The organism is Pedobacter rhodius (genome assembly GCF_027213645.1).
GTDB classification, from domain to species: Bacteria; Bacteroidota; Bacteroidia; order Sphingobacteriales; family Sphingobacteriaceae; genus Pedobacter; species Pedobacter rhodius.
On sequence record NZ_JAPWGL010000005.1, the window covers coordinates 159,365 to 177,690 of the forward strand.

19 protein-coding genes are annotated in these 18,326 nt (G+C 43.2%); 8 read left to right on the top strand and 11 right to left on the bottom strand.

The features are described 5' to 3' along the window. Positions 1-132: 132 nt before the first annotated feature. From O0931_RS17410 to O0931_RS17420, 3 genes are all read left to right on the top strand, one after another. Positions 133-1,308: a porin gene (locus O0931_RS17410; protein ID WP_269416757.1), complete on the top strand. Its 1,176-nt coding sequence runs from the start codon at positions 133-135 to the stop codon at positions 1,306-1,308. A 23-nt stretch (positions 1,309-1,331) separates the two neighbouring features. Then, entirely contained in the window at positions 1,332-2,345 is a 1,014-nt protein-coding gene (locus tag O0931_RS17415; protein WP_269416758.1) for an SLAC1 family transporter, read from the top strand. Positions 2,346-2,501: 156 nt separating this feature from the next. Next, positions 2,502-3,365, top strand: coding sequence for a pirin family protein (locus O0931_RS17420; protein WP_269416759.1), 864 nt, complete (start codon positions 2,502-2,504; stop codon positions 3,363-3,365). 408 nt (positions 3,366-3,773) lie between these two features. Here O0931_RS17420 and O0931_RS17425 read toward each other — a convergent pair whose 3' ends face one another. The 3 genes from O0931_RS17425 to O0931_RS17435 form a co-directional block, all read right to left on the bottom strand. After that, positions 3,774-4,409: a malonate decarboxylase holo-ACP synthase gene (locus O0931_RS17425; protein WP_269416760.1), complete on the bottom strand. Its 636-nt coding sequence runs from the start codon at positions 4,407-4,409 to the stop codon at positions 3,774-3,776. A gap of 92 nt (positions 4,410-4,501) precedes the next feature. Continuing rightward, on the bottom strand, positions 4,502-5,443 hold the full coding sequence (locus tag O0931_RS17430; protein WP_269416761.1) for an ACP S-malonyltransferase: 942 nt from the start codon (positions 5,441-5,443) through the stop codon (positions 4,502-4,504). 37 nt (positions 5,444-5,480) lie between these two features. Next, positions 5,481-6,143 carry a FadR/GntR family transcriptional regulator gene (locus O0931_RS17435; RefSeq protein WP_269416762.1) on the bottom strand — a complete coding sequence of 221 codons (663 nt, stop codon included), beginning with the start codon at positions 6,141-6,143 and terminating at the stop codon, positions 5,481-5,483. A gap of 284 nt (positions 6,144-6,427) precedes the next feature. Here O0931_RS17435 and O0931_RS17440 point away from each other — a divergent pair, with 284 nt between their 5' ends. Further along, the gene (locus O0931_RS17440) at positions 6,428-7,885 is read left to right on the top strand and encodes a carboxylesterase family protein (RefSeq protein ID WP_269416763.1); all 1,458 of its coding nucleotides are present in this window, start codon (positions 6,428-6,430) and stop codon (positions 7,883-7,885) included. 446 nt (positions 7,886-8,331) lie between these two features. Here the strand turns inward: O0931_RS17440 and moaCB are convergent, their stop codons facing one another. The 8 genes from moaCB to O0931_RS17480 are packed head-to-tail and all read right to left on the bottom strand — an operon-like array spanning position 8,332 to position 14,890. Further along, positions 8,332-9,273, bottom strand: coding sequence for a bifunctional molybdenum cofactor biosynthesis protein MoaC/MoaB (moaCB, locus tag O0931_RS17445; RefSeq protein ID WP_269416764.1), 942 nt, complete (start codon positions 9,271-9,273; stop codon positions 8,332-8,334). Then, positions 9,242-9,685 (bottom strand): molybdenum cofactor biosynthesis protein MoaE, encoded by a 444-nt coding sequence (locus O0931_RS17450; RefSeq protein ID WP_269416765.1) that lies wholly within the window; start codon positions 9,683-9,685, stop codon positions 9,242-9,244. The genes moaCB and O0931_RS17450 overlap by 32 nt, the downstream gene beginning before the upstream one ends. Then, positions 9,682-10,776, bottom strand: a complete 1,095-nt coding sequence (locus O0931_RS17455; protein ID WP_269416766.1) for a HesA/MoeB/ThiF family protein — start codon at positions 10,774-10,776, stop codon at positions 9,682-9,684. The genes O0931_RS17450 and O0931_RS17455 overlap by 4 nt, the downstream gene beginning before the upstream one ends. A gap of 7 nt (positions 10,777-10,783) precedes the next feature. After that, a complete protein-coding gene (locus O0931_RS17460; protein WP_269416767.1) occupies positions 10,784-11,017 on the bottom strand; it encodes a MoaD/ThiS family protein in 234 nt (77 codons plus the stop codon). 15 nt (positions 11,018-11,032) lie between these two features. After that, positions 11,033-12,205 (bottom strand): molybdopterin molybdotransferase MoeA, encoded by a 1,173-nt coding sequence (locus O0931_RS17465; protein WP_269416768.1) that lies wholly within the window; start codon positions 12,203-12,205, stop codon positions 11,033-11,035. 1 nt (position 12,206) lies between these two features. Continuing rightward, the gene (moaA, locus tag O0931_RS17470) at positions 12,207-13,187 is read right to left on the bottom strand and encodes a GTP 3',8-cyclase MoaA (protein WP_269416769.1); all 981 of its coding nucleotides are present in this window, start codon (positions 13,185-13,187) and stop codon (positions 12,207-12,209) included. Then, complete coding sequence (locus tag O0931_RS17475) at positions 13,184-13,774, bottom strand: nucleotidyltransferase family protein (RefSeq protein WP_269416770.1); 591 nt, start codon at positions 13,772-13,774, stop codon at positions 13,184-13,186. The genes moaA and O0931_RS17475 overlap by 4 nt, the downstream gene beginning before the upstream one ends. Positions 13,775-13,780: 6 nt before the next feature. Next, the gene (locus O0931_RS17480) at positions 13,781-14,890 is read right to left on the bottom strand and encodes an XdhC family protein (protein ID WP_269416771.1); all 1,110 of its coding nucleotides are present in this window, start codon (positions 14,888-14,890) and stop codon (positions 13,781-13,783) included. Positions 14,891-15,690: 800 nt separating this feature from the next. Between O0931_RS17480 and O0931_RS17485 the strand changes: the two genes are divergently transcribed. The 4 genes from O0931_RS17485 to O0931_RS17500 are packed head-to-tail and all read left to right on the top strand — an operon-like array spanning position 15,691 to position 18,292. Next, positions 15,691-16,197, top strand: coding sequence for a molybdopterin-dependent oxidoreductase (locus O0931_RS17485; protein ID WP_269416772.1), 507 nt, complete (start codon positions 15,691-15,693; stop codon positions 16,195-16,197). Positions 16,198-16,225: 28 nt separating this feature from the next. Then, a complete protein-coding gene (modA, locus tag O0931_RS17490; protein ID WP_269416773.1) occupies positions 16,226-16,996 on the top strand; it encodes a molybdate ABC transporter substrate-binding protein in 771 nt (256 codons plus the stop codon). Between the two features lie 19 nt (positions 16,997-17,015). After that, entirely contained in the window at positions 17,016-17,681 is a 666-nt protein-coding gene (gene modB / locus O0931_RS17495; protein ID WP_269416774.1) for a molybdate ABC transporter permease subunit, read from the top strand. Beyond that, positions 17,678-18,292, top strand: coding sequence for an ATP-binding cassette domain-containing protein (locus tag O0931_RS17500; RefSeq protein ID WP_269416775.1), 615 nt, complete (start codon positions 17,678-17,680; stop codon positions 18,290-18,292). The genes modB and O0931_RS17500 overlap by 4 nt, the downstream gene beginning before the upstream one ends. Positions 18,293-18,326 lie beyond the last annotated feature (34 nt).

The window sequence follows — 18,326 nt, forward strand, 5'->3', positions numbered from 1 at the left end:
TTTTAAACCTTTCAATACCTGATCGCGTACCAGCCGGATGTACGCCAACAAGGATAGTCCGGAAAGCGCTGTTCTACGGATAACCTCATCCTTTCATTCTGTTTCGAAAAAATTAATTAACAAAATCATGTTATGTGGCTAAAAAATAAAAATTATAAAGGGTTTAAAACCATACTCCTGATCCTGCTCGTATCATCGGTATTGATGGCAAAGGGGCAGACCGGTATTTCTTCCCCTAATGTTGCGGATACCGTTTCCAACCCCTTAGGGGGTTTCCTTAAAGGACTCCGGTTATCCGGTTTGATACGCTCGAGATTTGTTTCTTCTTTTGATAAAAACATCGATATCGACGGGATAGAGCATGCTGCAGGCATCACAGGTTATGCCAACAATGCTTTCAATGTTCCGCAGGCACGATTAGCGGTGTCAGGAGATGTTACCAGCAAGCTGGATGTATATTTTAGGGCTAATTTTGCAGATTTTTCTAAAAATCCGCAAGGCAAAGTACTTGAATATGCCTATGCAACTTATCATTTTAATCCTTACCTGAATATAAGAATGGGGCTTTTCCGGCCTTATTTCGGGCGAGAAGATGATATTTCAACCGATTTCCTGAAATCATTTGATTACTCAAACCAATATACGGTTTTCGACGAAAATGGATGGATGAACTATCAGATGGGCATAAGCGTTGCAGGGGTACTGAAAGATATGGCTTTTCCTGTAAAGTACTATATAGGTATTTACAACGGGAACAGGCGTAACGGTTTTACAGACAATGATAACGGGAAACAATTCCCTGCCAGGGTAGAGCTCGATTTTAACCCTGATTTTCAGGTGGGCCTCAATGGCGGACTGGGTAAAGAGTATGGTAACCGCATCTCTGTTTGGGGCGTAGATGTTTATTATAAAAAGCAGATTGATCAAAGGTTACGCATTGATGTGGTTACGGAGTATAAGCAGGGCAGTAATCAAAGCCTCTTTTTTAGTGAGGCTATTCCGGGGAAAAAGATAGGCGACTATCAGTTGCAAGGCTTATATGTCCTGCCAAGCCTGTTTTATGAGCTCAAAGGTTCAACGGTAAAAGGCCTCGAAGCCTCATTCAAATATGAATATCTTAACCCCAGCGTCAGGCAGCATGGAAATGTCCACCAGCAATATGTACCGATGTTTGGAATTGATTTCGCAGCACAGAGCGCATTGAGGCTCCAGGTTGGTGCCGTACTGGACAGGTACGATCATAATGTTGAAAACTCTAGCCTTTATGATGCATCCAGATTCATCACACAATTACAGATCAGATTTTAAACCAATCCAAACACTTAGCTCATATGATTATTATCGATGAAAATAGTCTCGGAAAAAAAAACGGGAATGAACTGAGAAAAAATGTTGTTCAATATCTACCTGTAGGCTTGTTCGGGTCTACGGTAGCTTACGCAGGTTTGGCAATAGCCTTGAAACAGCTTGCGGCATTGTATAATTTCCACACCTTTTATGCAACAGCTGTCGCTGTTTTGGGATGGACCGTATTTGTATTGCTGACGATTTTTTATTTTATAAAATTTCTGCTGTTTCCATCAGCCGTCCGGGAAGAACTAAAGCATCCGGTAACAGGTAATTTCCTGGGTACATTCTTTATTTCTGCCGTTCTCCTCGCCGGCCTGGCAGCTCCGCACTCAATTTTGTTCGCCCGTATCACATGGCTCGCCGGAACTGTTGGCGGACTGGTTTTTCTTTGTACGCTAACTTCAAGGCTCTATAAGGGGGCACTTAATGTACTGGATACCGTGCCGCCTATTTTAATTCCCGGTCTTACTGTGCTGAATGCAGCTACATCTGGCGATACGATGGGGTTTGGCTGGTTCGGCAATAAATTCGATGTGATTTTGTTTTCGGTAGGCATTGCATATGTATTTGTATTTTTTATTGTAATCACCTACAGGCTGATACACAGGTCGCCGGTTATCGAATTTTTAGTACCAACGCTTTTACTAATGTCTGCACCCTTTACGGTGGGATTTATATGTTACCTGAATATAGTTTCATATATCGATCTTTTCGGTACTGTTATGTTTTACTTTGGTTTTTTTGTTTATGCCGTTCTGTTCTTTTCGGTCTTCAAAAAAGGCCTTCATTTTATGATATCCTGGTGGGGCGCCTGTTTCGCTACCGGTGCTTTAACAAATTCAGCCTTCCGGTATGCGATTGTGGGCCAGGATGTTATGGTTAAGTTTATGGCAACCGGACTTTTTGTAGGCCTTGTGCTGATGATCGCGGTCACATCTTACCTCACCATTAACAGACTGGTTACCGGAAAACTGTTAAAACCCGCCAGCGAGTAAATATTAAAGGAATCTTTTTTAGCTCATCATCCTGCCAATACTGCAAATCATTCTTCATCAGCGCTTTATTCTTCTTGTGCTTAATTTGGATGCAGTCTTGTTCAAGATGGATAAGCCTAACACCGGGTTCAAACTATTAATTAAATTTCAAATTATATGGAAACAAATAAGATTGTATATCGGGACATCCTCAAAAAATGGGGCGTAGAATATCATGAACATTCAGCAATCCATACTTCAGGTATGGTGATACCTGCAGGTAACTGGGAAGCATCTGATCCTTTTTTAATAATGGCTGAAGATGTAATGAAAAATGGTGCCTTTGACCATCATCCGCACAGGGGAATAGAAACAGTAACCTATATTATAGATGGTGAAATGGAACATTTTGACAATAAGGGCGGGAGAGGTACTTTAAGAAAAGGAGATGCACAGTGGCTCACTGCAGGTCGGGGGGTACTCCATCTCGAAGAAGCGCCTGCAGGTAAAACAGCGCACTCGCTTCAGCTTTGGGTTAATCTTCCGGCCGAATCTAAAATGGTTGAATCAAGCTACCAGGATATTTTAAGAAGCAGAACGCCTGTCGTAAAGGAGGAAGGGGTGGAAATTTTTGTTATCTCCGGAAGTTCTCATGGCGTTACCGCTCTGGTGCGTAATCATGTGCCCGTTACGATGCTGGAGATTAATCTTGAAGCAGGTTATCAGACCCTCCAAAAACTGCCGGCGGATTATAACGGTTTTTTATTTGTAATTGAAGGTGAGGGTGAATTTGGTTGCAGCGCTGTTAAGGGCGAGGCTAAAGAAGTACTGTGGCTTACGGAATCCGTTACAGCAGAAAGTGAGGTTTCAATTAAGGCAAAAGGAAATCTGAAGGTTTTGCTAATTGCAGGTAAAAAACTTCGTGAACCTGTTGTTGCAAGGGGTCCGTTTGTAATGAATACTGTTGAGCAGATAAACCAGGCCTATCAGGATTTTAGAAATGGAAAATTTGGCGACTGGGAACAAGATGTGCTTGGATAAATAGCTAAGTTTTTGCGGGTATTTACCAAGATTCCTGTCTTTAGCACATAAGGCATCGCACGGACAAAGGTTATTTACGGTGGTTATGGTTCTAAAATAGTTTAAACGGTTGTAAGTCTTTACCCGAAGGCTTATATCCCTGCTAATGCATGTAAATATATGATCGGCGCTTCTGTAAGGAGGGCTGATTTACGCAGATGTTTAGCAGGTTTTTTAAAAAAAACTGCGTAATCGTAGATATGAACGGATACGATGTTAACCTAACTGCAATGCTAAAGCTAAATTCTCGATAAGTTTTAAAGAAAAGTACAGGAATGGCCTTGCAATTTAATTTGATAGATTGATTTCTCAGAAAAAATTTACTGATGGAATTTCAATCCGGATACTTGCAAATGTTAAGCATTGCTTTTAGCTTTTCTCCTCTGCCCACAGCGCATCGCTTTTGATAATTACCGGGCCACGACTGGTTTTCACAAGTACTGTTGGCGATCCGACATATTCAGACAGCGAAACGCCGCCTTTCGGGGTATCCAGCTGGATATCTAACCGAACTAAAGATTCCCGGTTCAGATGGGAGAGCAGCGAAGCGGCGAGTTTTAACGATAAAGGTTTGCTGACCCTGAGAACGAGGTCGAGATCACTATTAGATGTAAGCGTTTTTATACCCGTGGCCAGTTCAAATCCTGCGCTCCCTGTTGGGCCCCAGTGGAAATCTTCCGATTTTAGAATTCCTGTGATTTTTTTTAATGATACTATCGGATCGCTTAAATCTGATTCGGAGATCTTCCAGTTTTCCGGGTAAACGAGCTGCTCAGGCGTTATGATTTCGCATACATCCGAAAATTTTAGCCAGGCTGCCAGTCTTTCACCACGTTTACCTCCCCTTAAGCCTACCGGTATCAGTTCATTCCGCCATGCCGCACGGCGCACAACCACATACGGCGCAATAAGCATCGCCTCTTTTGCCCAGAGGGGTATTTGAAGATCAGTTACAAGATTCTGCAGCTGATCAATCCGGATTAAGTCATGCGGCCTCAGTTCCATTTTATTTTAATTCTGGTATCGTAAACCAACTTTGCATTCTTTTATCGTATTCGCCTCCAAAGATTTAATTATTGCCTGCGTTTCCGCTTCAGTTAGCTGACATGCGCTTCCTGGTAAATTTTCCATAAATCAACCAATTGACTTAGCTGGTCTTCATTTGCGCTTATCACTTTTGCTTCCGGGAAGGTCGCTGTTGCAATTTTTGAAAGCACCCCCGAAGGCTCCATTTCGACAAATATTCTGGCGCCCATTTCATAGATTAATGTAGTGGCATCATACCATTGTACAGGAGAAGAGATGCTGGCGGATAGGTCGGCGCTGATTGCCTCAGCTGTTTTTAATAACCTTCCTGTTGTATTTGATGCAAAGGGTATTAAGGGTGCTTTCAGCTCCATTTCTCCAAGCTGTTTTTTAAGTACATCTGATATTCCGCTTAATAACCTGCAATGCGAAGGAACACTTACGTCGAGTATCTTAGTCTTTTGTATCCCTGCTTTTTGAAGTTCCCCGATTAATGCTGTCAAACTGTTGAGCTCACCCGATACAACAAGTTGATCTTTAGCATTGATGTTGGATAGGTATACCGCAGCATGTTTTTTGTTGTGTATTTCAAGGTAGGGAAGCAGCCTGTTTTGGGTAAACCCAAGCAGCGCGGCCATTCCGTAACCGCTTGGAAAAGCCTGCTCCATAAGCCTGGCTCTGGTGTCGACAAGTTTTATTGCCTGGTCGAAGCGGATAACACCACTAATTACTGCGGCAGAAAAAGCGCCTATAGAATGCCCGGCGACGAAGTCGGCATGGACCCCTCCTGCCAGAATCCTTTTTGCAGAAATCACGCCGGAGATAAGCAGGGCTAACTGAACGTTAACTGTTGAAAAGAGCGCCGCATCAGTATCTATCGTTGAAATCTTCCGTCCTAATATATGCTCAGCAGCCTGAATAAATGGTGCAACTTCGGGATTATCAACCGGCAATGTACTGAGCATCCCTGGCTGCTGCGAACTCTGTCCGGGGAATAAAAATGCTGTTTTCATATTTAAGGGTGCTTAAACTGATTATTCATTTAATTAATTACAGCTGTTTGTTCATTTCTGCTATCAGTTTTTTAGCAGATTCCGGTTGCTGATTGATGATGGATTCCAGAAGCTCAATATGTACAAAAGTGAAACGGTTCATTACCGCAGGAACTTCTGCTGTTGCAGTTATCGATTTTTTAAGTTGTTGTTCTGCAAATGTCTTATACAAATCGGTAAGTACCCTGTTTTTGCTGGCCTGGGCTATCGCAATGTGGAAATTAACGTCTGCTTCCACCCATTCTTTAAAATTACCGGAATCTGCCGCATTATTTCTTTTTTTAAGAAATTCTTTTAGGGATTTAATATCAGAATCCGTTCTGTTAAGGGCTGCTTTTTCAACAATCTTAAGTTCCAGGATTTCCCTAACCTCTTTTACCTCCGACGGGCTGGCATCCATAAGCTGTTTAGATAAAGGAGCAGCTATTGATGTTTGAGAAGTCACAAATGCGCCAACACCGTGCCTCACCATAATCGTCCCCGAATTTTCCAGGATCCGTAAGGCTTCGCGGAGCGTCGATCTTCCCACACCAAATATTTTCATCAGTTCTGGTTCAATAGGCAGCTTCTCATTTATTTTATACGTGTTGTCCTGGATTTGTTCCTGTAAACTTGCAGCAACTTCTTCTGCCAGGCTTTTTCGATTAATTATTTTTGTCATGTTATGATTGTGTCATCTGATGACTCAAATATCCTAATATATATTTTATCTGTGAATTATTAAATGGAATATGACAAAATAATTACCTCAGCAAGATATACGGGTGAATAATATAGGTCCTTCCAATAGGTGCATCGTTTAATGACCTTTTTGTGACGGTAATAAATACAACTATTTAAATTTTGATTTCTAATTTTGTGTCATCATATGACATGATGAGCATATGAATATTGTTGTCTTTTCGACACAGGTTTAATCTTTTATCAGTTATTAAAATAAAATTTATGAAAAATCAAGTAAATGCAGTATGTGAACAGGGTCCATTAATGGGAACTGTTATAGACGGGGTTATGAATTTTCTGGACATCCCTTATGCGGAAAATGGTGGCCGTTTCAAAGATGCAAAACCTCCGCGCAAATGGTCGGAAACGAGAGACTGCTCTCGTCCGGGACCCATTTTCCCTCAGCTACCGAGCCGTTTAGACTTCGTTCAGGGTGCGTATTCAGCGGGGCTTGAACAATCGGAAGATGCTTTCCGCTTAAATATTTATACACCTGATGTTAAAGGTAACCTTCCGGTATTGTTTTGGATACATGGTGGCGGGTTTATAACCGGCGGCGGTGCGCTCCAAAATTATAGCGGCGCACCCTTAGCCTCTAGGGGACGATGTGTAGTTGTTACAGTCAATTACCGCCTCGGTATTTTGGGTAACCTCTATCTGCCTGGTTTTTCGGAAGGTAATTACGCGGTCAGGGATCTGGAAGCAGCGCTGTTCTGGGTTAAACGGAACATTCATAATTTCGGGGGCGATCCCGGTTCGATAGTTGTGGGCGGACAATCAGCCGGCGGATGGTACAGCCAGTTGCTGATTGGAATGACCGCTACGGCCAATGTTATTAGTGGTGCAGTGGTTATAAGCTCGCCTGCACTCAAACCGATGCCGGCCGGTGAGGCTTTAGCACAAACCAACGAATTCTGCGCCATCGCCGGTATTACTGATCCTGCCCGTGAACTCGGAGATTTACCGGTAAACGATTTATTAATTGCCCAGGGGAAATTGGTTGCCTCTAAAGCTTCGTACGGTTCAATTGCTTTGGCTGCTTATCCGATGCAGGACGGGAAACTTCCGACAGATCTTGCCGATGCAGCAAAGCATTTTGCACCTAAACCCTTAATAATTGGCTGGACACGTGAGGAACTGGGCGCGTTCTTTGCAAGTGATCCGCACCTTGTAAACACGCCGGAGGATAAAGTGCTGGAAAGGTATAAAGACTTTTATGGTACAAATGGCGCGCTGCGTTACCAACGTTCAATAAGAAAACGGCTTTCGGGCACGCCTTACGCTGCACTTGTTGAGCTGGTAACAGATAGTTTAATCAAACGAGGCGCAATCCGTGCAGCCAGGATTTTCAGTCGGAATGGCGGTTCCGTTTACACCTACCAGTTCGAATACCAGTCTGCGCAGCCTAATCTTGGCGCCTGCCACTGTTTTGACATCCCGTTTTGGCTGGGGAATTTCAAAACGTCTGATAAAGGACCAATGCTGTCTGGACTTGACATGTCGAAAGCAGAATCATTGTCAGCTTTGATGCAGGACTATTTACTCAATTTCCTTCATTCCGGAAATCCAAATGGTTCTGAACTTCCCGTTTGGGCGCCGGGACGGGATGGTGCAATACCAATTATGCACCTGGGTGAATATACATACTGTACATCAGAAGATGATCCGGATGGCCGGTAAATCTTTCACAGAAGAAAGCATACTGCCAAATGTAAATTTGCGATATCTGTTCAACTTTATTTTTTATCAAAGGTTGCGGCGTAAGCCCAATTTTTAACCAGGTCATAAGCAAGGGAAAGAATACCAATCTTTAACTTGCTTTTCCTTTTTCTAAACTGACCAGCCTTTTGCGGCTACACCGGGATTCCGGTTTGGACTAGGTTTTGATTTGCTTCTGTAAGTCGGGAAAGCACATTTTGCCTTATATAAGGGCGGTTAAGCTAGAAGACTCATAATCTTCTACCCCTTATTTGAGGCAACTTCTTCCGCTGAAAAAGCGCATAAACAGAAAATTTCTAGCTAATTAGGGTGCCGCTAATTGCTCGCGTTTTCGAACAAACCTTTAATTATAAGTCCAATTTACATTCACCATATACGAGTCTCGGAGATAAAAGAATAGACTTAAATCAATGTTTCTGTCCTTTATTAACCTTAAACAAATGCAGCACCTGTGGAAATAATGCATCCATTGTTTCCTCAACGCCGCTTTTCGAACCTGGAAATGTTAAAACCAGGGTTTCGCCGATAAAGCCTGCAACACCCCTGGAGAGCATGGCATAAGGCATGCGTTCCTGTCCGTATCGTCTTGCGGTTTCCATAATGCCATCAATTGGCCGGTCTAATAACGGCAAAATGGCTTCGGGCGTTACATCGCGGGGCGATAATCCGGTGCCGCCTGTAAAAATTAAAAGCTGGTGTTCTGTTCCTGATAATTCCGTGGCTGCTTTTTTAATGGCTGAAAGCTCATCAGGAACGATGTCGTATTTTAAGGTTTCTATGCCCAATTGTGCTAGTCTGGCAATTACCGTCTTCCCGGAACGGTCTTCACTTTGCTTTTCAAAAACAGAATCCGAGCAAACCACAACGGCAGCCTTGATTTCAGGGAATTGTTTGTTTTTTAAATCAGATTTTCCACCCGATTTTTCAAGCAGTTTGATGTTCCGGATTTCGATGCCCTTATCGATGGGCTTTAACATGTCGTACATGGTTAAGGCGGTAACCGATGCGCCATGCATCGCTTCTACCTCCACCCCGGTTTTGTAAATGGTATGGACTTCGACCAGGATGTTGATTTCCAGTCCGTTGATTTCGAAGGTTATTGCAGTATATTCAACAGGCAGCGGGTGGCAATCGGGAATGACATCACTGGTTCTTTTCACACCGAACAAACCGGCGGCCCGGGCAAATTCAAAAATATCGCCTTTTGGCACTTTTCTTTGTACAACCGCATCGATGGTTTCCTGTTTGGACACGCATAAGGTTGCGCTGGCAATTGCTTTCCTTAAGGTACTGGATTTTTTTGTGATGTTGACCATGTTAACTATTTTCTTTCCACTGATGGCTTGCATCAGCGAATATTTCCTTTCCCCAGATCGGGAGTTCTGATTTTATTTTTTCGACCAATTCATTGCAGGCCTCGATGGCCGGTTTTCTATGCTTTGAGGAGGTAAATACGAAAAGACAAATTTCGCCGGCCTTAATGGTGCCCAGACTGTGGTGCACGTGCATGCAGCTGAGTGGATATTTGCTGAAAACAGCTTCCCTGATTTCGTGCATCTTGGTCAGGGCCAGTTCTTCAAAAGCCGTGTATTCAATTGCAGCAACCAATTTACCATCTATTTCATCTTTCCTCACCTGCCCCATAAAAATGCTGTGGCCGCCAATATCGGTTTTCGAACTGTGGTTGCTGATGCTTCTGGCAATAAAATCAGGCGTGATGGCGCCATCGACAAATATGTTTTTGATTTTCTTTTCGCTCATGTTGTATGGTTAAAATGACTTCTCCATTTAGAAATGCCGCCCTTTAAACTGTATATTTTTTTAGTTTCACCATATTTTTGATGCAATAATTCTGCTGCGGCGACACTTCGTATGCCGTGCTGGCAGATTAACACAATGTTTTTTGCGTCTATTTCCGCGGATGCAAAAGTTTCAAATACCGATATGGGTACCTGCTGGTAAATGCCGGAATCCAGCTTTGGAAATTCATGCCGCTCACGAACGTCAATAATTATGGTTGAAGGATTTTTGCGCAGCTCATTCATCTGTGCTGCATCAATTTCTGTGAAGCTATGGGTTAAATTTTCGGGGTCGCTATTCATAAAACCGGCGCTGCTAATCGGGGGTTCATATTCATTGGATGGCGTGATGTTCATTTCGTATTGTTCCTGCGTCAGTAAATTATAATGAAGCAGTTTATTAATTAAGGGGTTCCCGATGCCGGTGATCAGCTTAATGATTTCGCCGGCGGCCATTGTTCCGATAATGCCGGGGATTACGCCTAAGATACCATTTTCGGCACAATTTGGAATTTCGCCTGCATCCGGCGGTACCGGAAACAAATCGCGGTAATTGGTTTTAATTCCTAGCTCATCTTCTACATTAAAAACGGCCAGTTGCCCTTCAAAACCGGAAACGGCGGCAAAAACCAGCGGCTTATTGAGCATTGTACAGGCATCATTTATTAGGTATCTCGATTCAAAATTATCGGTTCCGTCAAAAATTACATCATAAGAACTGATGGTTTCAAGTATATTTTCCTTATCAACAGCAACAGGATAAAGGAGGAGCTTCACTTCCGGGTTCATTTGCTGAAGCCGTTTGGCGGCATTTTCAACCTTTAAAGTGCCCACGTCTGCTGAGGTATACAAAACCTGCCGCTGCAAATTGGAAAGTTCCACCACATCGTGGTCGGCGATGCCCACGCAGCCAACGCCTGCGGCAACCAGGTATTGGAGGGCGGGGCAACCCAGGCCGCCGGCACCGATAACCAGCACCTTTGCCTGCGCAAGACGTTCCTGTGCTTCAAGACCAAAGCCTTTTAAAATGAGTTGCCGTTGATACCGTTCCATATTCATGTTATCCTCCTGAAAACGGCGGCATCAGCGCAATGCTATCCCTGTTTTTTATTTTGCTGTTTTGCTGAACCAGGTTTTTATTTAAAGCCAGTTTGTATTTCATAGCAGCCAATTCCGGAAAAATCTTTTCCAGGTACTGTTTCAAATCATCCGTGTTTTCAATACCCTCGATTTCAAGGTTTTGATTCGGGATGAAATCTGAAAGCTTGCCGAAACTGATTAATTCGATTTGCATTTTTCTATTTTGACGCTAAATTAAAATTATGTTTACGATTTCGCCGGCATGGAAATTTTCCTGTGCTTCATTCAGCTGAATAAGGCAGCTTGCCTGCGCAAAAGAACTTAAACGGTAAGACTCCTGCGCGCCGAGCGGGGTGGCTTTTCCTTCGCTGTAGTTTCCTTTTAAGAAATGCGTTAAGCCTTTGGGTTTTTGATAATCGTGGCTGAGTTTCGCAGGGATTTCCTTTATGCTGTTTGCTTTGCCGGATAGCTTTTTTATCGCCGGAACAACGTAATTATAATAACAGTTCAGCACCGACGACGGATTGCCCGGCAAGCCGAAAATAACTTTGTCGTTCTGCTTTCCGAAAAATAGGGGTTTCCCGGGTTTTTGTTTTACTTTATGGAAAATTTGTGTTACCCCGCAATCCGCCGCGGCCTGCAGCACAAAATCGTAATCGCCCACACTTACGCCGCCGGTTAACAGTACCACATCGTTGTTTTCCAGTGCAGACTTTAATACTTCGGTAAGTTTGTCCAGCGTATCTGCTGCCTTTAACACTTCGATATCAGAAATGCCTTCCTTTTTTAGCGCTGCGGAAAGCGAATAGGAATTGGATTCATAAACCTGTCCAAATTCTAATGGCAAGCCGGGTTGCTGCAGTTCATTTCCGGTGAGGATAATGGCAACTTTCGGCATGGGATAGACTTCAACTTTATTAGTGCCGATGCCTGCTAAAAAAGCCAGTGCGGCAGGTGTGAGCAAATCACCTTTTTGCATGGCCATTTCACCGGTGCGAATTTCTGCACCTATCGGGCGAACATTCGCACCTAAAACCAGCTTATCGTCCCCGAAGCCGATCTTGTTGCCGTTTTTGGTGATTTTCTCCTGCATCACAACCGTGTCTGCCCCTTCAGGCAGCGGCGCGCCGGTAAATATTCTGATGGCCTGGCCGCTTTTCAAAGTGAGCTGTTCAGCTGCTCCCGCAGCCATTTCGCCAGCCAGTTCAAGTTCGCCGTCTTTATCCCCGAAGCTAATGGCATAACCATCCATAGAGGATTGACGGAAGGCCGGGATGTCATAAGCACCAAAAACGGGCGCAGCCAGAATATGTTCTGAAACCTCCTCCAATAACTTCAGTGCAGGTTTTAAAGGCGAAATATTTTCGTTTATCCGTTTCTTTGCTTCCTCAACGCTAATCATTTTATCCTCCAATGGTAATCATGCTTCTGTTTTTAATCGCATCGGCATCCAGTTTTTCAAAGTTTGTAATGAGTTGTCCGCCGAGTGCCTTTTTCTTACTCCAGATTGATGCCCGGATAAGTGGCAGTACATCTTCCTGATTCCGCAGCGTCGTCAGTAAATCGGTTTCGCCATCCGAAAACAGGCAGTTTTTTAATTTGCCATCAGCCGTGAGGCGCATCCGGTTACAGGTGCTGCAAAATGGTGCCGTCATGGTGCTTATAATCGCAAATGAGCCTTCGTGACCAGGGATCATAAAACTTTTTGCGGTATCGTTCGGCGCAGATTTTACGGGTAAGACTACGAAATCTTTTTCCACCACAGCCAGTATTTCTTCCAGCGAAAACATTTTATTGCTGGTCCATTTATTGCCGGTAAAAGGCATAAATTCTATAAACCTGATTTGAATCGGGTTATGCTTTGTCCAGTCGATAAAATCTTTGATTTCGCCATCGTTAAGGCCTTTCATCACCACCATGTTTATTTTTACGGCGATTTTATGCTGCAATAATAATTCGATATTACTCCGCACCTGGTGGAAAACATCACGCCTGGTAATCATGAAAAATTGCTCCGGCTGCAGCGTATCCAGACTGATGTTTACGGTTTTGATTCCGGCTTCTATTAAAACAGGCAGCATTTCTGCAATCCGGGTTCCGTTGGTGGTGATAACCAGTTCGACCGGCAATTTTCCAAGGGCCAGAATAATTTCTGCCGCATCTTTACGAACCAGAGGTTCGCCGCCGGTTAAGCGGATTTTTTTTACGCCCTGCGCCACAAAAATCCGGGCAAGCGCCAGCACTTCGTCAGGCTGCATCAGCCTGGATGCCGGCGTAAAATCGTAATCCTCTTCGGGCATGCAATAAAAGCACCGGAAATTACAATTATCAGTTAATGATATCCGCAAATAATCATGTACCCTTCCAAACGAATCTGCTATCATTTCTGGTTTATTAAATTACTATAGTCTGTTTCTGTATCAATATCCACTTTTCCCAACTCAAAAGGAATAGTAGCAGTATCATCAATGTATTGTTTTATTAAGCGCTTAGCACCATTTTCGCCACTTAAGGCTAATAAATCATCGAAATACTTCTTGTTGAACAATGCCGGCGTGCCCGTTGTTTGTGAATATGAGCAAGCGACAATGTTTTTTTTTGTCAGCCGCTGTTTACGATGCAATTCCTCAAATATCGCTGAAGAAATATGAACCTGGTCTGCAACGGTAATTATTGCATTTTCAAGGTCTGCATCAACGGTTAAGGCCGTGTTTAATCCAAAGGAAATACTGGACGATAGCCCGTTTTCCCAATCTTCATTGATTGTATAAGTTACATCTTTATATGCCGATGCTTCTTTTATCGTAGCTGCATAAGCGCCGAGTACAACCACCACCGGCCTGAACGTAGTTTTTAGCGATTCGTTAATCACAATATTTAATAAGGCATGGCCATTAAAGCGGAGCAGTTGTTTGGGTTTACCCATCCTGCTCGAATTGCCTGCGGCCAATATAATAATTGCGGTACGCATAATTTGTTAATTGCGTTTTAAATCATAAAAATGTATCGGTTTTTTCTTTTCCTTCAACATTCCTGCGGAAGCGCCGGAAAGCACCGTTTTAATTTCAGCGAGGATGGATATGGCAATTTCTTCCGCGGTTTCTGCGCCGATATCCAATCCAATCGGACCATTTATTCTAAATTCCTGTTCGGTTTGATTGAGTTCTTCCAGCATTCTAATCAATTTCTTTTTTGGTCCCAATGTACCGATATAAGGCGCATTTGTATCTAACAGGAGGTTTAAAAGTGCAGCGTCGTAATTGTAATTGTGTGTCATGAGTACAAAGGCGGTTTGCCCGTCGATTTGTATTTTGGGAAGTACCTGCTCCGGTTTCGCAATTAAAATTTGTTTCGCTGCCGGAAATCTTTGCATCGAACAATGCGTTTGCCGTCCGTCGGCGACGATAACTTCCCAGCCTAAAATATTTGCCATTTCGGCTAAGGGTTGGGCATCGTTTCCCGCACCGGCAATAATCAGTTGGACGGGCGGCGGGATAAATTCTAGAAAAGCATCGAATTCTTCCGTGCCGACGGCGTAAGTTTCAAATCTTGATAACTTCAGTTTCAGTACATCAAAAGCGTCATTTTTAACAGCACCTGAAATTTCATCCGGTATTTTCTCCAGGCATTCTTTTTCCCTGAATAACATGACGGTTCCGGGCTGCTTTTTATTATCAAGCGCAAACAATGTTGCGATTACACAGTCTTCCCGCCGGGCATTTACGGCTTTTAATAACTCAACAGGATTGTTTTGTGCTTCGCCGAAAACCGGTTCGAAAAGGATATGAACAATGCCGTTACAACCCAGTTGCACACCAAATTTAGCGTCGTCTTCATCCGTTGTATCGTAAGTTACGAGTTTATTTTCTCCCTGGTGAATGGCAGATAGTGCTTTGCGAAGTGCATCGCCCTCTAAACAGCCACCGCTGATGGCACCGGTTAGCAACCCGTCGTCGGTAACAAGCATCCTGGCCCCGGGTCTCCGGTAAGAAGAACCTTCTACCTTCACTACTGTTGCCAGTGCCGCTTTGCGGTTTTCTTTAAGGGCATCGTGGTAAGCAGCAATGATGTCAGCAATTTCTTTCATAAGGGATATTAAAAGCCGGGCCAAAGAACCCGGATAAAATTAACTTAAATACTGCCCATATCAAAGGCAGTTTTCTGATGCGTTGCCTGTGAGGTTAAATTTCGCATCGGTTAATGCCGGTGCGAAAGACGGCAATCCGGGTTAGCCGATACCACCTGCAATCGACCACGGACCAAACCCGGTCGATATTCCGTTTTTCCCACCGTTCCTTTTCGATACTTTCCCCACATCATATGATCGGTTTATGTTTCGTTTTTACAAAGGGCTAAATGACGCTTAGGCATCAGGTTCAGCTAAGCGCATAATTTTTGATGTTCAGCTATCTAATTTACAAATAAGAACCGTAACTGTTTGCCAAACTTTAATTTTGGTAGGTAATCTGTAATTTTGGTAAGTATCCTGAAAATATATACCAGCCCCCCGGGCAATGTCATTAACTTAAGCATTAATGTTGTCAGTCTGAGTTTGTCGAAGACCATTTAATGAAAAAAAATAAGAAATATTTGTCCTTCGACAGGCTCAGGATAACGGTGTTTTTGTATTTTTTTGCTTGAGTTAATGACATTGGCCCCTGGTTTATCGCTCGTTTTAATACGGATTGCTTCATAGAACGTCGCTGTTAAGGAACTTGCTTTAGGAATCTGCCTTTAAATACCCGCAATTTTAACCGGGTATTAAACAGCGGATAGGTTATACACCAAATGGATACCGAAAGTTGAACTAATCAGACCTAAAATTTACGAAAACTTTTAGTTTTGTAAGCAACCCTAAATTTTCAAATCCGTTTTTAAAGCCTTAACATGAAAAAATGTACCTGCGCTGCAATCGCCTTCCTTTTTTTAACCGTTGGTTTAACCACTTTTGCTGCAGCCCAGGTAGAAGCTGAAGCTGTTGTAAAAGTTGGCGGTGTGCTTACCGGTCCCCGTTCAATTACAGTGGCTGACCTGCAAAACTTAGAAAGGGTGCAGGTATCCAGAAAAGACAAGGATAATAAAAAGCATCAGTATACAGGTGTTTCTTTATCCGCTCTTTTGGTACAATGCGGTGCGACAACAGGGAAAGACCTCCGTGGTAAAAATCTGACCAAATATGTAATTGCGGAAGCCAGTGATGGTTACCAGGTTATTTTTTCGCTGGCCGAGTTGGACCCGGAATTCTCTGATGATAAAATCATTCTTGCCGATACCATCGACAATGCCCCGCTTGCCCCAGCCGATGGCCCATTCAGGATTATTGTTCAAAAAGATAAGAGACCTGCAAGGTGCATTAAGCAGGTGCGCAGCATCCGGATAGAATTTGCAAAATAACCAGCTTGAAATCCTTAATTTTACGTTCATGAATAAGACTAAATCTGTCGGCATAAGTTTTTTTCTTTTAATTTTCCTGGCGATAAATTTTCCTTTGTCTGCGCAAAAGCTGCGCATTGCCGTGGCGGCCAACGCACAGGGTGTAATTAAAGACTTACAGGCCGATTTCAGGAAAAGAACGGGTATTGAAACTGAAGCCATCATCGGGGCTTCGGGAAAACTCACTGCCCAGATTATGAACGGTGCACCGTATGCTGTTTTCCTGTCGGCAGATACCGAGTTTCCGGATAAATTATATGCGGAAGGTTTCGGGCTTCAAAAGCCAAAGATTTATGCATTGGGCAGTCTGATTATTTGTGGTTTCGCTCAGGGCGATATAAAAAACTGGCAGGCACTGCTGAGTAGTGAACAGGTTAGGAAAATAGCCATCGCAAATCCAAAAACGGCACCTTATGGCCGGGCAGCTGAAGAAAGTTTGAAATTTTATAAACTTGATGGCAAAGTCGAAAGTAAGCTGGTTTTTGGCGAGAGTATTGCCCAGGTAAATACCTACCTTCAAACCGGTGTTGTAAACGTTGGTTTTACAACGGAATCCTTTTTATATGAAAATAGCCATAAATCCGGGTTAAAATGGGCAAGGATAGACGAAAAAAGCTATGGTAAAATTGAACAGGCTGTTATACTGCTTTCCTATGCAAAAAAGTCGGGAATTGATCAAGCGCAAAAGTTTTACGATTACCTGTCGTCGGTACCTGCTAAAAAAATTATCGCGAATAATGGTTATCACCTTCCAAAATAAATTCTGCAAATAAATGGACATGGAACCGATATGGCTGAGCATTAAACTTGCCATCATAACCACAATTTTCCTGCTGTTCATAGGCATACCAATAGCTTATTGGCTTTCCCGTAAACAAAGCATTTTTAAGCTGATTATTGAAGCATTTATTACAATGCCGCTGGTACTGCCGCCATCGGTACTTGGTTTTTATTTGTTACTTGCTTTCAGCCCGAACAATGCCTTCGGGATTTGGTTACATCGCCATTTCGATTTGCAACTGGTCTTTTCCTTTAAGGGCTTAATACTGGCTTCTGTAATTTATAGCCTGCCTTTTATGGTGAGCCCGATAAAAGCCGCTTTCGCTCATCTGCCCGGCTCGATGTCGGAAGCTTCGTATGTTATGGGCAAATCAAAAATCCAGACATTTTTTTATGTGCTGCTGCCTAACATTAAACCGTCTGTATTCACGGCCGCAGTGCTGACCTTTGCCCATACCCTCGGCGAATTTGGTGTTGTTTTGATGATAGGCGGAAATATTCCGGGAGAAACCAAAGTGGCCTCTATTGCCATTTATGATGCGGTAGAAACCATGGATTACAGTTCGGCAAATTCCTATGCGCTGATTTTATTTGCGATAACTTTTGTCATTGTAATTGGTGTTTTTGTATTGAACAGAAATGCAGTAAAAAGCCCCTTCGAATGATAAAGATTGATATCGTTAAAAAAATCGGTGGCAGATATGGGAATTTTGAGCTTAACGTAAATACGGCTTTCCATTTAAATACCGTTACTGAGGTATCCGGTCCTTCAGGGATCGGGAAAACCACATTGCTTAAAATTCTTGCCGGACTTACCCTGCCGGATGCAGGAACCGTTATGGTTGAAAATGATATCTGGTTTGATAAAGGCAAGAATTTTTCGAAAAAGGTACAGCACCGCCATGTCGGCTTTGTTTTTCAGGACTATGCTTTGTTTCCGAATATGACTGTTAAGGCACATCTGAAATATGGTACGGATGATTTGGCCTACATTGATTACCTGCTTGAAATGGGTGAAATGAAGCACCTGGAAAACAGGTTTCCAAAACAACTTTCAGGCGGACAGCAACAACGCCTGGGCATCCTCCGGGCATTGTCTACAAAACCCAGATTGCTGTTGCTGGATGAGCCCTTTGCCGCATTGGATGCCGCGCTTAAATCGCGGTTAACAAACAGGCTGCGAGTTTTATTTGCAGAACAGCAAACGACCGTTATTCTGATTAGCCATCAGGAAAATGAGCTGGGTGTTGACAACATGCACATTTATAATTTATAGTCTTTACTCATCCCGTCCTCTCGATCCGATAGCT

Coding starts and splice junctions, on each gene's coding strand:
- O0931_RS17410 (WP_269416757.1), top strand. CDS start 133: ATGTGGCTAAAAAATAAAAATTATAAAGGGTTTAAAACCATACTCCTG.
- O0931_RS17415 (WP_269416758.1), top strand. CDS start 1,332: ATGATTATTATCGATGAAAATAGTCTCGGAAAAAAAAACGGGAATGAA.
- O0931_RS17420 (WP_269416759.1), top strand. CDS start 2,502: ATGGAAACAAATAAGATTGTATATCGGGACATCCTCAAAAAATGGGGC.
- O0931_RS17425 (WP_269416760.1), bottom strand. CDS start 4,409: ATGGAACTGAGGCCGCATGACTTAATCCGGATTGATCAGCTGCAGAAT.
- O0931_RS17430 (WP_269416761.1), bottom strand. CDS start 5,443: ATGAAAACAGCATTTTTATTCCCCGGACAGAGTTCGCAGCAGCCAGGG.
- O0931_RS17435 (WP_269416762.1), bottom strand. CDS start 6,143: ATGACAAAAATAATTAATCGAAAAAGCCTGGCAGAAGAAGTTGCTGCA.
- O0931_RS17440 (WP_269416763.1), top strand. CDS start 6,428: ATGAAAAATCAAGTAAATGCAGTATGTGAACAGGGTCCATTAATGGGA.
- moaCB (WP_269416764.1), bottom strand. CDS start 9,273: ATGCAAGCCATCAGTGGAAAGAAAATAGTTAACATGGTCAACATCACA.
- O0931_RS17450 (WP_269416765.1), bottom strand. CDS start 9,685: ATGAGCGAAAAGAAAATCAAAAACATATTTGTCGATGGCGCCATCACG.
- O0931_RS17455 (WP_269416766.1), bottom strand. CDS start 10,776: ATGGAACGGTATCAACGGCAACTCATTTTAAAAGGCTTTGGTCTTGAA.
- O0931_RS17460 (WP_269416767.1), bottom strand. CDS start 11,017: ATGCAAATCGAATTAATCAGTTTCGGCAAGCTTTCAGATTTCATCCCG.
- O0931_RS17465 (WP_269416768.1), bottom strand. CDS start 12,205: ATGATTAGCGTTGAGGAAGCAAAGAAACGGATAAACGAAAATATTTCG.
- moaA (WP_269416769.1), bottom strand. CDS start 13,187: ATGATAGCAGATTCGTTTGGAAGGGTACATGATTATTTGCGGATATCA.
- O0931_RS17475 (WP_269416770.1), bottom strand. CDS start 13,774: ATGCGTACCGCAATTATTATATTGGCCGCAGGCAATTCGAGCAGGATG.
- O0931_RS17480 (WP_269416771.1), bottom strand. CDS start 14,890: ATGAAAGAAATTGCTGACATCATTGCTGCTTACCACGATGCCCTTAAA.
- O0931_RS17485 (WP_269416772.1), top strand. CDS start 15,691: ATGAAAAAATGTACCTGCGCTGCAATCGCCTTCCTTTTTTTAACCGTT.
- modA (WP_269416773.1), top strand. CDS start 16,226: ATGAATAAGACTAAATCTGTCGGCATAAGTTTTTTTCTTTTAATTTTC.
- modB (WP_269416774.1), top strand. CDS start 17,016: ATGGAACCGATATGGCTGAGCATTAAACTTGCCATCATAACCACAATT.
- O0931_RS17500 (WP_269416775.1), top strand. CDS start 17,678: ATGATAAAGATTGATATCGTTAAAAAAATCGGTGGCAGATATGGGAAT.